The sequence below is a fragment of the Rhodococcus sp. IEGM 1341 genome (genome assembly GCF_030056895.1).
Classification (GTDB): Bacteria; Actinomycetota; Actinomycetes; order Mycobacteriales; family Mycobacteriaceae; genus Rhodococcoides.
This window is the reverse complement of the sequence record NZ_JASHKV010000015.1, coordinates 11,802-26,383: the sequence shown is the minus strand read 5'-3', so window position 1 is coordinate 26,383 and position 14,582 is coordinate 11,802. Positions and strand designations below refer to the sequence as shown.

The window sequence follows — 14,582 nt, the reverse complement described above, 5'->3', positions numbered from 1 at the left end:
ACCCCCGGCGCGCCAATAACGACCACCAGGCTTGCCCAGGTCGTGCTGCTGGGATCACCTCGGTGCGTTGGGTGCTTCCGATCCTGTCCTGTGAACATGATGACCAACCCTCAGTGGGCCGACTTGATACAAGATATGAACCGGCGTCGGCACAAGCGTTTGTAACAGCGAAGATCGACCGCTAGGAGAGCACAAAGCGCACCGGATTGTGTCGGTGCCTGGCCCTACCATGGGTATATGGATGTAATTCCGGAAGGTTCGACCGGACCTGAACCCGAGATGCAGTCCGAAGTTGTCTCGGAACCTTGTTGGCGCGACCATGGATCCGCGACCGGCGAGGTGAATGTTTCTGCCCGGCAACGATTCCAGATTCTTGCTCTTGACGGCGGGGGAGCGAAGGCACTGTTCACAGCTCACGTGCTCGCGCGGTTGGAACAGGACCTCGGTGAAAGCATTACGGACTCCTTCGACCTGATAGCCGGGACGTCCGCCGGCGGGATCGTCGCGCTCGCGCTGGGGTCAGGCCTGACTCCGAGGGAAATCGTGGGGCATTACGAAGAACTGGTCGAGGCGGTCTTCCCGGCCGCGCGCCGGCGTTTCTGGCGACGGCCACGCCAACTTACTGCACCCATCTACGACGGAGACGCGCTGCGCACCGCCCTGACGAGAGTGCTTGGCGAACGGTTGCTCGGGGACAGTGTGAAACCCCTGGTTATCCCGGCTTGGGACGTGCAAAGCGGCACCGTGCACATCTTCAAGACGCCGCATCACACGCGGCTCGTCCGGGACTGGCGCGTTTCGATGGTGGACATCGCGATGGCGACATCAGCGGCACCGCTCTACTTTCCCGCCGCACGGGTTGATGGACACCGCCTCATCGACGGCGGGGTATGGGCGAACAACCCTTCCGTTGTCGCGATTGCCGAGGCCGTCAGCATGCTCGAAGTACCACTGGCCTCGATCAGGGTGCTCAACGTCGGCACCGTCGACCAGATCACGAACCACCCCAAACGCCTTGACCGCGGCGGACTGGTGAACTGGGCGAAACCGATCGCACCCCTGATTCTCAATGCTGGAAGCCGCGGAAGTCAGGGCGTCGCTGAACATCTGATCGGCAAGGATGCTTACACCCGATTCGACGCGCGAGTTCCCGGCAACTTGTACGCACTGGACTCGGCAGATGCAGACGACCTCGCTGGCCTCGCGGCGTCGGTGAGCCGCGACCTCAGCCCGATCTATACAGCGCTGTTCGCCGGCCATCGCGCAGCCAAATACACACCGCTGATCGATGGCCGCCGACACCGTTGCGACCCGATCAGCACGTCGACCACGGAGGTCTCCGATGAAGCTCACTGACTACTTCAACGTCCTACTCAAGGACACTGTCAACCTAGGCCAGGTGAAGCTCGACTCGCTCAACTCGCGCGTCGAAGCGGTCTACAAAGCTTTGAAAGCTGACGAGCAGGTCGGCCCGCTCATCCTGGGCAAGACAGCCCAGGGGTCCTGGGCGCACAAAACCATCATCAACCCGGTTGGTAGCAACGAGTTCGACGCAGACTTCATGCTCGATATGACCGAAAACCCGGACTGGTCCGACAGCCCCAAGAAGTACATCGACGAGGTGTACGCGGTCTTGCACCGCCACAGCACGTACGCCACCATGCCCCATTCACGCAAGTGCCGCTGCGTCCGACTCGTCTACGCCAACTCCATGCACCTCGACATAGTGCCGCACCTGAACCTCGCTGACGGACGGGAAGTCATCGTGAACCGGGACGACAACGACTGGGAGCTGACCAACCCTCAAGGCTTCACCACTTGGATGAAAACCAAGGACGCGCTCGCGAACGGCAACCTACGCAAGGTTATCCGACTCATGAAGTACCTGCGTGACCACAAAAACTCATTCACCGGCACACGGTCCATCCTCTTGACCACACTGCTCGGAGAGCAGATAACCGAGCTGCGCACGTTCGTCGACCCTAGCTACTACAGCGACGTCCCCACGACTCTCCTGCACCTAGTCAAAGACCTCGACGTCTGGCTTCAAGACCGCCCGACCAAGCCGTCCATTCCAGACCCTTCCGGGTCCGGGGTCACCTTCGACCATCGATGGGAGCAGTCCACCTACAACTACTTTCGGGACCGCATCCACGTCCACGCCGCCGAGATCGAGGAAGCGTTCGAGGAGAGGAACAAAGACCGCAGCGTCGAGCTGTGGCAGGGCGTTTTCGGTGACGGCTTCCGGGCCCCGGCCGCCGCGTCCAGCAGCGCGAGATTCCCGGCAGCGACACCCGCAGTCGTGTCCACCGTGGGGCGGTCTGGTCGCGCGGGATGAGCCGTCGCCGCGCGGTCGCGTTGACGACCTGGCAAAAATATCTCGTCGATGAATTGAGGTCACTAGTCAGGGCGTATTCCCAAGACCTGCGGATAGTCCAGCAACCGCATCTCGACACTGACGGTTACGCCACCCTACGACTGCAGTTGCACACCACGGACATCCTTCACCGGCCCGGTGGGCTGGTACTCGCCGACGACGAGGAGTTCGTCGTCAAGATTCGCCCTTCGATGTTCCTGCCTCCGAGCGTCGAAGTCGATCACACGCGCTTTCTCGGTTTCCCGCACGTGCTCCAAGGGCAGCGGCTTTGCATGTATCTCGATCCGTCCCGCGAGTGGCGTCCATCTTCAGGAATGGCTGGTTTTCTCAGCCGCCTGTGGGACTGGCTCACTGATGCCGCTGGCGGCGTGTTCGATCCCTCGACCGCGATGTACCACGCCGTCGGAGGAGTGCTTCACCACGCCGCCAGCACGCCCACCATCGTTGCCCGCGAGACCGGCCCACTCAAGCGGCAGCAGATCGCTCGCCTCATCCCTCGCTCACCCCACCGCTACGACCTCACCTACTCCACTGATCGTGACGGGCAACGCGTGCCAGTCTTGGTCCTAACGAGCGATCTCCCGTTCGGCGCAACATCCACATTCGCCCTGTTGCTGAGGCTCCTGGACGACCCGCACCTCGACCGCGCCGAGGGGCGGTCACCACAGGTTTCACCACAGTCACCAGCTTTCCTCACCTCGCTCCTCGCCAGCGCTCTGCGAAACCCCAACGGCACCGAGCAATACTTCGTGCTTGCCGTGCCTCACCCAGCAGGCGGACCGCATCTTCTCCTTTGTGGACGCCTACCCGCCGGTACCGCCGACACCCTCCGGCGCATCGCCGAGAAGCACGGCCCCGCGGTCAACCTCGATCTCGCCACCATCAATGCCGATATCCCCATCGAATGGTGCAACATGTCCGACGAAAGAGAAGAAGTCACAACACGACGCGACGACAACCGTCCCGTCAACGGTTTTCGAGGGACAACCGTTCACATCTGGGGGTGCGGCGGGCTCGGATCATGGATCGCCGAGTTCATCGCGCGCGCCGGAGTCAGAAGCGTCACGGTCTGCGACCCCAGTGCCATCACCGGAGGACTTCTCGTCCGACAGAACTACACCGAAGCCGACATCGGCGAGACAAAGGCCAACGCCCTCGCAACACGTCTCCGCGCAATCCGTGATGACCTGGAAGTCACCGTCGCAGACGGATACATCTCCGATCCAACCGTCTCGCGTACCGCGGACGTCATCATCGACGCAACCGTCAGTCACAGCATCACCGCTTACCTTGACACCCTTGCCGGCGAATACCGGGACGCACTCATCGCCCAGGTGGCAACCGACGCCAAGACAGGAACATTAGGTATCGCCACGATCTCTGCGTCCGGTGCCATCTCGACGCCGTCCGAGCTGGACGATCAAGCAGGACGCTTGGTATTGGCAGATGGCGAGCTGGAGCTCTACCACCAGCTTTGGGGAGAAGCAGCCGAAGGCGACGAATTGATCCCGACGAGAGGCTGCTCTGTGCCCACGTTCCATGGGTCTGCAGCCGATCTCGCTGCTGTCGCCGCGACAGTCACCAACCTGATCGGCTTGCATCTCACACAGAAAGAGGCAGTCACGTCAGGAACCCACCTCATCGCTCTACCGCACGCGCCAGCTGGTCCCCGGCACATATTTCTCCAGGCCGGTGTTGCGGGATCATCCCGCCCAATTTGAGTCTATAGATCCGACAATCAGCGCCGGAAATATCCTGCCGATAACAGATATTATGGCATTTTTGCTGCTTAGCGCATCAAATGTGACGATATGTCGCTAGCTCATCGCTCGCCACCCACTGGAACCTAAGAGCGCTTACCCGGCTTGCCGGCCTCGCGAACCTTCGAGACGCGGCTCGCCGCCACCGGTGCCTCGGTGCCGAGCTCTTTCCTCGCTTTGGCATGCAGTCGCTGTATCTGCTCCGGCGTCTTCTTGACTCGCCGAAGGTCCAGACGATCGTTCGTCAACGCCGACACGTCATTCACCATCCTCGCTGGTCAGGAGGCCTTGTAAGACCCAGAGCTCGTTCTCCGTGTCCCAACTTACGCCGGTCACGAACACTTCGCGAGCGTCCACGATAAGCATCTCCCGCTCGTAGTCGGACGCCATGGTGAGCGCCTCAGACAAGTAGAGAGCCGGGACACCTGCCGTGACGTATAGATCAAGCCACACCGGAACCTTGCGCTCGACTATCCGAGGAGGGCGGCGCAGCCCGCTCACCGATAGAAATCCAAGCTCCTGTACGACCTCTCCCACCAGACTCGCGGGTGTCTGACCAGGCTCAAGGCCGAAGTCGGCAAGCTCAGTCTCGCGTGAAACTCGCCACGTGCTCTCAAGTGGAAACTTCGACACCGCCGACCTCATAAGGTCGACTTTCGCTTGGGTCTCATCCGTCATAGCGCGCCGCCCGCGCAGCGCCTCGTTTATTTCTAGGTACGACCCAAGGGTGTAGTCAGCCACGACGTCGCGCTCGGCGTCGGTCAACAAACCAAAATCCTGAACCAGCGTGTACTCGCTCGGGAAAGGATGGTCGTTCTTCTGTTCAGGACTTGATGGCTGCACAACTCGAATCTTGACGACTGACTCCGAGTACGGCCACCAGGCGCGCCCGGCTGTGCGTTGCAATCGGGATCACAGCAAAGGACACCTCTGCGGCGCGTTCTTCTGTGGACGCGAATCTCGACGCCACCGGCTGGGCGGACGGCCTCAACGACTCGTCTACCATTCGTCGATGATCGGACGTAGCGGAAGCTCAGACAGCGAGCGAAGTCTGCCCGAAGAGCAAACGTTTCGAGCGGTCCTTCTCGGCGTCTGCTTAAGCGTTCTTCTATTTGCTGTTGCCTTTGGAGTTGTCACCATTGTCAAAGCCATGTACGACGCGAATGACATCACCTCGAACTGGTTTATCGCGTGGGGCACCTGGGCCGGAGGCCTCGGGACGGCGGCGGCCTTCCTCATCGCTGCCGCTAGCATCTCCGTTTCCAGTGCACACACCCGATTCGACCGCCGCGAAGCGGGCCGGCTCCGTCAGGACGACGAGATGGCGCAAGCGCGGCTTCTGACGATCTACAAAGTGGAGGGCGAGCTCTCGCTTGAGTCTCTACCCACCTACCGGATCGAGAACCGCAGTAAGGACACGTTCTTCGATGTTTCCGTGCCATTCGTTGAGGCACCCAACGGAGCAGACGGCGAGGTCGAACACCGGACGGCCGAGCTCGTCGCCAAAGACAACCGCCTGCACGAGTTCATCCCAAGCGGCGAAGAGCTCACCCCGTACCGCGATCACACCGAGGACCACCTTTGGTTCACCCTCGTGACAGTCCACACCACCGGCGCTGACGGCGTTCAGTTCGTAGTCGAGTACACCGACGCCAGTGGGAGGCGCTGGCGTCAAAAGCTGGGCGGGGCCATTGAGCGCATCACTACCAGCGAGGCCGTCAAAATCCGTACACCTGACAGGTTTCAGCCCCCACAGCAGGTTCGACGAATGACGAACCTTGAGGCGCAACGTCATGGCTTCACCAGAGGCCTCAAGCCTCTGCAGACCGACGCCGAATTCCTCGAAGTCCTTGAGGCCCGCACCGTCAGGACCTGGAAGCGAATTGAGCGCGTAAGCGACGTAAGGGTCGTGCCGAATGACTTCGATGTCTCCTCAGAAGGGCTGATCGCCGAAGTGACATATCGACCAGCACCTCCACCGTTCTGGACGGACCATTTCCACGCGAAACTTGCTGAATCAGACCTCCATAGGGGGTCCAGCAACTCGCAGTACGACCGCACCGACAAGTTCCGGTTGTCGCCCGGCACCGATATCGACGCTGCGTTTATCGCCGAGATAGTCGACGTTGCACTCGAATACGCCAACGACTCCTTCGAGCAACACGAACTTGCAGCCGCTCGGCGCGCCCTGGAAGCGCGTTCAAGATGAAGCAGGCCTGCGGCCGACCCACTCGCATGCTCGCTCAGACCCGGCCCTTGGCTCGCCGATCCCCTCAGCGAGCCGTTAACTAACACACGTACGAAGGGTAGAAGATGAACAACCTGGGCCCCTACCAAGCCTTCTCGATCGCAGCCAAGTCTGCGGGGGGCGTACCGCAACTGATCGAGAACATCGAGCGCGGGGCTGTATCTAAGGCCTTGCCCGGCATCGTCGCGAAGAGCGTCGGAGCGGGTGCAGCACTCATGGGCATCGGTCTTGTTGCGGGCAAGATGTTTTTGGACCAGCGGAAGGTTGACCAGGTGGCGGCCGAGGAGGCGAAGAAGCGGTTGGTATCCGAGTTTAGCGATGACGGCTTGCAGTCGGGGGAACCGACGACCCCGCCGGCTACCGCGTGACGTGACAGTCGACGACGCAGCCGCCCGAGGAGGACTCCTCCCTCTTCCGCGACTCGGTCGGCTCATTCTTGATGCTGTGCCTCGCCGCATCGCTCCTGGTGGTACTGCTTTTCGTCGTGTTCCGCAAAAGCCGCCCGGCCGACCGGCGCGGCGAAACGGCAGGCATAATTCATAACAATAATCATTGCCGATATTACGATCCTGTCAGCCGAAGCAGTGACCCTTCCCGTGCAGAGGGCCGACGTCGCTGCGCTCGGTCGGCGGTGTCGTCGCCGCGATACTGTCACAGGATGCATCTACCCGCGGTCATGGCTCGCTGCTTCAGCAACCACTACGGCCGGCGGTACCCGCTGTGACCGACCTCAACTCGGCAATGGAGGCGTCGCCTGTTCCCGCATGGCCCACTTTCGCTCGCCCGGTGCTCAACGTGCTCGGTGACGGGTCCATTTGGAGGACGTCCGCGCTCAAGTCCACTGTGATGGACAGCGTCGGCCTTACCGAGGCGCAGCGTGCGGAAACGCTGAATTCCGGCCAGGGACGAGCAGACAACAGAATCGGTTGGGCGTTATCGTTCCTACGGCGAGCCGCCGCCGTCGAGAAAGTGGCGAACGGGCGGTCACGCATCACAGATTTCGGATACCAGATGCTGCGCGATCACCCGGTCGAGATCACCGAGGCGGACTTGCACGCTGTCCCCGCGTTTCAGAACTATCAGCCCACGCGCCGTCCCGCGCCGGCGGCGACCGATTCCGATGATCTCGCCACCTTCTGGTTCGTCGGAGCGATGTTCGGCATCGACGGCGGCGCGCCGTCGGACCGAACACCGGAGTTCGTGGCCAACGGGCTCTGGCGGGCGCAGCAGCCCCACAAGTACGCCGCGGCGATCAAATCGATGAAAGCGGGTGAACGCATCGCCATCAAAGCAGCGTTCACGCGAAAGAACGACCTTCCCTTCGATATCGACGGGCAGACCTCGGCGGTCATGGCGATCCGCGCCACCGGCACCATCACCGCCAACCCCGGTGACGGCGACCAAGTCGTCGTCGACTGGGACGAACCGTCCGCCGTCCCGGACGAGGACTGGTACTTCTGGACCTCACGCAACACCGTGTGGGGCATCAAACCCGACTCCTGGCAGGCGCAGGCTCTGATCGGCTTCGCTTTTGACGATGAGGAGCAGGACTACGCGTCATTTCTCTCAGCCCCCTACTGGGCGGACAAGTACTTCGGCGGCCGACGCCGTTCGGAGCCGGCACCGAACAACGACGCAACGATCGAGGAACTGCCGGGCGAGGACGACTACACGGTCGCCGACATCATCGACGAAGGTTGCTTCGTGTCGCCGCAGGACCTCACCGGCTATCTCGAAGCGCTGCGGCGCAAGAAGAATCTCATTCTTCAAGGTCCACCAGGGACAGGGAAGACCTGGCTCGCGAAACGCCTCGGATACGCGTTGATGGGCACTAAGGACCGGGAGTTGATACACGCAGTCCAGTTTCATCCCACCGTCTCCTACGAAGATTTCGTCCGCGGATGGCGTCCAGGTGACGACGGGCGACTGACACTCACCGACGGCTACTTCTTAGAGGTGATCGAGGAAGCCCGTAATCGCCCTGATGCCGAGCACGTCCTCGTCGTCGAAGAAATCAACCGGGCGAACCTCGCACAGGTCATGGGAGAGCTGCTGACGTTGCTCGAAGCGGACAAGAGAAAAGCGTCCGAGGCGCTCAAGCTGGCTTACTCCAAACCAGGAGACGACCTGGTCTACATCCCCGACAACCTATATCTCATCGGCACCATGAACGTCGCCGACCGGTCCCTGGCCATCGTCGACTTCGCACTCCGACGGCGATTCGCCTTCGCGGACCTGCAGCCGCAGTTCAACGACGCCTGGCGCGACTGGCTCGTTGCCCGCGGGGTCGATGTCGCATTCGTCGACGCACTACGAACTCGGCTCACAGCACTCAACCAGCGCATCGCCGACGCGCCGGACCTCGGCGAGCAGTACCGCATCGGCCACAGCTTCTTCACCCCCTCACCGGACGGCCCCGCGATCGACGACCCGCACCTCTGGCTGCGCGGCATCATCGATCAGGAGATCCGACCATTGCTGGCCGAGTACTGGTTCGACGATCCCGCCGCGATCGAACGCGAAGCTGCCCTGCTCGACGTGCCGAGGTGACGGAAGCCCGCACTATCACCAGCGGTGCGTACCGCATCCCTGTACGCAACCTGTGGCTGCTCATGCTGTACGCCTCGACGCTGTACCAGCAGCACGACACACGCCTGTTGGCCGCCGTGGAGGACAACCCCGAGGATCTCGTGGACCTGGTCGGGGAGATTCTCGTGACGGCCGTCGAGCGACGATTGGCGCGTCCACTCGGCCACGCCTACCGGGACCGTCGCGCTGTGCTCACGCGTGTTCGCGGCCGCATCGACGCGCTGGCGACCGAATCGAGAAAGCTGCTCGACCAAGGACGGGTGGCGTGCACGTTCGACGAACTGACCGTCGACACCGCCCGCAACCGCCTTCTCCTCACCGCTCTCCACCGCGCCAGCCGCGTCGTCGATGACGCGACCACAGCACGCCGAGCCCGCGCTCTCGCCCGCACACTGATCCAGTACGGCGTGACAGCCGACCCCACGACCTGGCGCACCGCGGCGGCCGCGCGGCTCGGACGCAACGACCGCGACGATGCGGAAGCCGTCGCCGCAGCAGCGCTGCTGTTAAACATGCTCATTCCCACCGAAGATGCGGGTGGACGCGCCGGCCGCGACCCCGACCGCGACGCAGCCACGATCCGAGCACTCTACGAGCGCGCCGTCCGCGGCTTCTACCGCGCAGAACTGCCACCGACATGGCGGGTGGCGGCGGGAGAGACACAACGCCACTGGCTCACCACCGCGACGTCACCGGGAATGCTCGCCATGCTGCCCACCATGCGCACCGACATTGAACTCGAACAGCACGGCCGACGCATCATCGTCGAAACCAAGTTCGCCGACGCCCTTAAACCCGGGTTTCATGGTGTCCGCCGCCTCGACCGCAACCATGTCTTTCAGCTCTACGCCTATGTCCGCTCACAGAGCTCGCGAGATGAGCTGGGAAGGACGGCGGACGGTGTTCTGCTCTATCCGACAGTCGACAGCCATTTCGACGAATCGGCCGTCATCGACGGACACCGCTTCCGCTTCGTCACTGTCGATCTGGCGGCGTCTGCACACGACATCAGAGCGCGCCTCCTGAGCGCTATCGACTTGTAGGCCACCGACTCACGCTGCACCGACCCTGTCGTGGTGGGCGTCGACGGTGGATCGATTACCGATTTTCCGTAACTGCTGTCCCGCAGTCCCTCGTCCGCGGGGACAACTCCCGCCACTCGTCGGACCAGTCGGACAGGAAGGTAGGCAACTGCTGCGGCGACGGCAGCAAGTTGGAAGGCCGATCATCCATCAGTTGATTTCGGCCGGTGCACCTTCCGGGCGAACTCCACATACCGGATAGTCTTCGAAGCATGGCGGAAGAATCGCAGGACAAGCTGTACGCAACCACTATGCGCACGATCGGAGTCGTTGCGAAACTTCCCGTTGTACATGTCGACCGAGACTCCTTCTTGCGTGCGCAGTTCAAGGGTTCGCCGCACCTCGACATCATCCTCGCTGAGGGCCCTCAGGCTGTGTTCACGGTCGAGTCGCTCCGCAAGAAGTGCGATGCCCTGATCAAGAACAGCGCGACGAAAACTTCGGCCGTATCGTTCGCCAGCGGCCTGCCCGGTAACCCCGTGATCATGGTGGCGGCGGGTGGAGCTGACGTGGCGCAGTACTTCGGCTTCGCCATCAACCTCGCCCAGCAGATCGCGTTTATGTTCGGTGAGGACGATCTCTTCGACGGACCGGATCTGTCGGAGACTGCGCAGATTCGTGTCATCGGTTACCTGGGAGCGATGTTCGGAGCTGCCGGGGCATCGGCGCTGGTAATGAACACCTCGAAGGTTGCGGGTGCGAACCTCGGTAAGAAGGTCGCGGCACAGGCACTCACGAAGACCGCCTGGTATCCGCTTGTGAAAAAGGTCGGCGCTGTCGTCGGGCAAAAGATCACGAAGAAGACCGTGGAAAAGACGATCACCAAAGCCGTTCCGTTGGTCGGCGGGGTGGTGTCCGGCGGCCTGACGTACGTGACGTTCCGCCCGATGGGTCACCGACTGGCGGACACTTTCGTAAAGAATCTTGGAGGCGAGTTCGACGATGACCTCGACCTCAATCCGAATTTCATGGCACGAGCGCAGACGAAGCCCGTCGTTATCGATCAATTGAACTGACAGGTTTGCTCGATCGGCCGGTGGGCGGCGGGTACGCCTCGTCGACGTCGAGGGGATAACGCGCTCGACAAAGTCTAATCGGCAACGACATTCAGTACCGATCGCAGATGTTCCGTCAGCTCGTGGAGATCTCACCTAATCGTGATCCCCGCCCTGAACACCGTCTTCTCCAACGGTGCCGGGCCGATGCTGCCAGTCTTGGCGAAGGCTCGAGAGGCTCGTCGACGTGCCCTGTCATCGGAGCTGCTGCGCAATATGCGTTCCACGCCCTCGAAGCCTTCCGGCTGCCGACGCGTCTCGCGTCTCCGCGCCCACGTGTCAGCACCAGGAATATCGACGAGGTCAGGCCCACGACACCTCGTGCTCTAGTCACTCCGCATTTATGCGCGATTACCCACGAGAACTCTCTTTCCCGCAGCGTCTCCGACAAGAGGCCACGTAGACGAGCTTTTCGGATTCGTGTGAAATCCGTCAGCACCATTCCCCGCACAACTAGCGATTGGTATGTCAGCACTATCGGAGCTGAATCCCATCTTTTCAAGGGGAAGGCGCAAACCGTCGTAGCGCTGCATCTCCCCCGAGGTGCCCTCAGCAACAGTGCGGCCAATCCCCATGGTTCGCATGGTCGAGGGCGACGAGATCTATTGGACGGTCGCACAGCAATCTGGCCATATTCGAATGCGAACGACCGGGCCAGTCGGGTTTCTTTGCCACGATCTGATCGCCGCCCCGTGCCATCTGCAGTGACTTCTCGAGACCGGGTCGTCGTGCCAGAACTCCGGACGCATGATCGGTGAACACTTTGTGACAGCGGCCTATCCGAGAATCACCGATCGAGCGGTGCTCCCTGCACTGTCGTGACAGGGAGCACCTCGGTCAGAGTTCAAAAACCGGTCGAGTAGGTGTTTGACTCGGAGTCGTAGTTCCAGACGTTGCCGTCGGAATCGACGTAGGTCTCCTCGAAGCAGTAGCCCGAGTGCGTGGTGTAGTCCCACCGGCCGTTGCCAACACCGTCCTGCCGCCACTGGAACTGGAGGCATCCGCCGTAGTGGACGGCGTCATTGACGCTGCTCTCGAAACCGTCTTGACCCACCTGGTCTTTGTGAGCGACTGCTGCAGAGAGTGCGCTGAGATCGGACAGGGTTCGCATGACGGACCAGCCCCACGACTGCGTTCCCTCGAACAACTCCACTGACTTCTCAACGCTGTAGTACCGGGTGCAGTGCACAGGACCGCAATCGTCCCAGAAGTGTTGCTCACGCGTCGATGCCGACGCTTCCGCGGGCGCACCTGCCACGATGGCAGCGACGGCGGCGAGGCAAACGGCAGCTTTCCCAGCCTGCTCGGTGAAACTCGGGTACATAAATCCTCCTGTGGAGTACAACGGGCTCATTGCGCCCTGATTGACGAAGCACGAAATTGTCTCGACCACACCCAGATTTGACCCCGGTCCCGCCACTCTCCCGTTCAATCCGCACAGGGCCTGTTGATGGTTCTTAGGTCGCGGCTCGGGAGTGTGTCGGTGCTTGAAGTCTGCGCACAAAATGTCGCGTCGTCAAGGCGAAAAGACAAAATAATTTCGACATATGTGCAGGTGAAACGCTTATGAGATAGATCAGAGACTGACGCGAGTCAAGCCTACAAATTCTTGAGACAACGGCGCGACATGTCTCGCGAAAGTTGCTGTGTACGGTAAGACGGTCGCCTCAGCGAAGGGAGGTTCCGTGGATAAGATTTTCGACGCGGTCAGCTGGAACGTGAGCCGAAAGTCGTATAAGTGGCCGAAGACGGTGACGATGGGGACCATCGAGGCAATGATCGAGGCGTACAACGCAGAGTTGGACAGGCAAGTAAAGCGGAGCGGTCAGGAACCGGATCGCGCATCGCGGGTGCCGCAGAGTAGAGCATCCATCTACCGCCAGGTCGGTTCTGCCAACACTGTCCTCATCGAGACTGCTCGATACCTACGCGCGCACGATCGAACCGTCCCGGCACGGCTGGACCAGTTCGTTGCATCGCTTCCCGGCGGCGAGGACTCTGTCGCTCTACCACCGACGCTGAACCCAGACACACCCACAGAACTGCTGCGCCGTATGTACCATTCTGCGGTCGGGCAAGCGCGGACGCCAGACATTGTGAAGATCAGCGCCTTCTACTCAGTCCGCCTTTTACAGGAGTCTCGACGTAGCAGTGAGAACTTGGCCAAGGCGTTCGATGTGGCGCAGGTGGGTTACGACGCAGCTCGTGTTTCCCAGAATTCGACGTTGAGACCAGCCCTAGAGGAGTGCGCACGGTCAGCAGCGTGGTCGTGGGTCCTCCGGTCCCGCCTCGCAGTCGCTTTAGGGGAAGATGAACCGAACCGCGAAGCTCTGAAGGCGGTGCACCTATGGAAAGCGCGAGAGGCTGACGCAGCGGAGTCCTTAAACCGCCCGATAACGGCAGCGGTGGCGCGCTTCCACGCCGAACGCGCACAGGGCTTGTTGCTCAATGACATCGTGGGTGAGTTGAGGGCACTCCGAGCGGTGTCCACAGCGCTGATCGACGGGCATAGGCGGCAACATGACGTGGAGAATCCCGAGAATGTCCGCTACCACGACCTGACAATGATCATCAAACGGTTGTGCGCCAACGATTGGGCTTACACGGGCTCGAGGGACTTCGGTGATGCAGTGTCCGAAATCTTCCCCGAAGGGATTGCAGCCCTCGTAGAAAGCTTGATGGGCATTTATTCCGTCGATGATCGTGGGGTCCAAGCAAAAAACGACGCGCAGGCGTTGCTGCGGCTCAAACAAACCAACGACGGGCTACTCGCCTCGTACTTGACTGGAGAACCGAACATCGAGCAGTTGTCGGGTGAGGTCGAGAAGGTCGATGTACTTGACTTCCTGCGCGCCTTCGATATTCAGATACTTCAAGCGATAGCTCTCACCAACTACTCGGTAGCTTTGCATGATCTGAAAGAGGCTCAAGTCGAACTTTCCGTGCCGGTCGATCCGGCTGAGTTGCTAGTCACTGCGCACGACTACTGCAGATTCGCTCGATTGGCAACGCGCGATCGAGGTTCGGGGCAGGCGCTGTTGAGACTTCTAGGCGAGTCGCTCGAAAGGCTCGAAGGGCGGGTGCCCCGAGATCTCCGCGTAAAGATTCGGAGCGAACGCCGCGACTCGTTTCCGAAGCTCGGTCGAAAGAAGGTCGACGAACTGGTGCTGCTAGCTCTGACGAGTCGACGCATGCGCCAGAAGGACTTGCAGTCGGTAACCATCTCTGCTGACGCGATCCATCGCTACCTCGTTGTGAATCGAAACGGGCCGGAGTTGAACGAGGACTAACGTATTGCTCACATTCAGTGCTATGCGTCATCTACTGGCGGTTGGACTGGTCGCCTCGATCGATATCCGATCGGTGTTGCGACCATAGTCAAGGCATCGAGTCGCCGACACGATCCGGCGCGTCCGTGATCGACAACGCCGGCCGCGCGCATAACGACAGTGACCTTGTTGATGTCGCCTC

General features: G+C 61.2%; 13 protein-coding genes. 9 read left to right on the top strand and 4 right to left on the bottom strand.

All coding sequences use genetic code 11. The features are described from left to right. Positions 1-237: 237 nt before the first annotated feature. From QM615_RS21955 to QM615_RS21945, 3 genes are read left to right on the top strand one after another with little or no spacing between them, the layout of a single operon-like run. A complete protein-coding gene (locus tag QM615_RS21955; RefSeq protein WP_283347915.1) occupies positions 238-1,356 on the top strand; it encodes a CBASS cGAMP-activated phospholipase in 1,119 nt (372 codons plus the stop codon). Continuing rightward, on the top strand, positions 1,343-2,338 hold the full coding sequence (locus tag QM615_RS21950) for an SMODS domain-containing nucleotidyltransferase (RefSeq protein ID WP_283347914.1): 996 nt from the start codon (positions 1,343-1,345) through the stop codon (positions 2,336-2,338). The genes QM615_RS21955 and QM615_RS21950 overlap by 14 nt, the downstream gene beginning before the upstream one ends. Beyond that, entirely contained in the window at positions 2,335-4,098 is a 1,764-nt protein-coding gene (locus QM615_RS21945) for a ThiF family adenylyltransferase (RefSeq protein WP_283347913.1), read from the top strand. Before QM615_RS21950 ends, QM615_RS21945 begins: the two co-directional genes overlap by 4 nt. 125 nt (positions 4,099-4,223) lie before the next feature. Here QM615_RS21945 and QM615_RS21940 read toward each other — a convergent pair whose 3' ends face one another. After that, complete coding sequence (locus tag QM615_RS21940; protein WP_176457510.1) at positions 4,224-4,394, bottom strand: hypothetical protein; 171 nt, start codon at positions 4,392-4,394, stop codon at positions 4,224-4,226. Between the two features lies 1 nt (position 4,395). After that, positions 4,396-4,902 carry an ADP-ribosyltransferase gene (locus QM615_RS21935; protein WP_283347912.1) on the bottom strand — a complete coding sequence of 169 codons (507 nt, stop codon included), beginning with the start codon at positions 4,900-4,902 and terminating at the stop codon, positions 4,396-4,398. Between the two features lie 247 nt (positions 4,903-5,149). On the opposite strand from QM615_RS21935, the gene QM615_RS21930 reads away from it, so the two are divergent. The 5 genes from QM615_RS21930 to QM615_RS21910 all read left to right on the top strand — a co-directional run bounded on the left by QM615_RS21930 (position 5,150) and on the right by QM615_RS21910 (position 11,072). Continuing rightward, positions 5,150-6,346 carry a hypothetical protein gene (locus QM615_RS21930; RefSeq protein ID WP_283347911.1) on the top strand — a complete coding sequence of 399 codons (1,197 nt, stop codon included), beginning with the start codon at positions 5,150-5,152 and terminating at the stop codon, positions 6,344-6,346. A gap of 104 nt (positions 6,347-6,450) precedes the next feature. Further along, on the top strand, positions 6,451-6,753 hold the full coding sequence (locus tag QM615_RS21925) for a hypothetical protein (protein WP_283347910.1): 303 nt from the start codon (positions 6,451-6,453) through the stop codon (positions 6,751-6,753). Positions 6,754-7,105: 352 nt separating this feature from the next. After that, complete coding sequence (locus tag QM615_RS21920; RefSeq protein ID WP_283347909.1) at positions 7,106-8,935, top strand: AAA family ATPase; 1,830 nt, start codon at positions 7,106-7,108, stop codon at positions 8,933-8,935. Further along, positions 8,932-10,017 carry a 5-methylcytosine-specific restriction endonuclease system specificity protein McrC gene (mcrC, locus tag QM615_RS21915; protein WP_283347908.1) on the top strand — a complete coding sequence of 362 codons (1,086 nt, stop codon included), beginning with the start codon at positions 8,932-8,934 and terminating at the stop codon, positions 10,015-10,017. The genes QM615_RS21920 and mcrC overlap by 4 nt, the downstream gene beginning before the upstream one ends. A gap of 251 nt (positions 10,018-10,268) precedes the next feature. Then, entirely contained in the window at positions 10,269-11,072 is an 804-nt protein-coding gene (locus tag QM615_RS21910; protein ID WP_283347907.1) for a hypothetical protein, read from the top strand. A 588-nt stretch (positions 11,073-11,660) separates the two neighbouring features. Here the strand turns inward: QM615_RS21910 and QM615_RS22495 are convergent. Beyond that, positions 11,661-11,936: a recombinase family protein gene (locus QM615_RS22495; protein WP_397522202.1), complete on the bottom strand. Its 276-nt coding sequence runs from the start codon at positions 11,934-11,936 to the stop codon at positions 11,661-11,663. A gap of 19 nt (positions 11,937-11,955) precedes the next feature. Continuing rightward, on the bottom strand, positions 11,956-12,504 hold the full coding sequence (locus QM615_RS21905) for a hypothetical protein (protein ID WP_283347906.1): 549 nt from the start codon (positions 12,502-12,504) through the stop codon (positions 11,956-11,958). Between the two features lie 292 nt (positions 12,505-12,796). On the opposite strand from QM615_RS21905, the gene QM615_RS21900 reads away from it, so the two are divergent. Then, the gene (locus QM615_RS21900; RefSeq protein ID WP_283347905.1) at positions 12,797-14,401 is read left to right on the top strand and encodes a hypothetical protein; all 1,605 of its coding nucleotides are present in this window, start codon (positions 12,797-12,799) and stop codon (positions 14,399-14,401) included. The last annotated feature ends 181 nt before the right edge of the window (positions 14,402-14,582 follow it).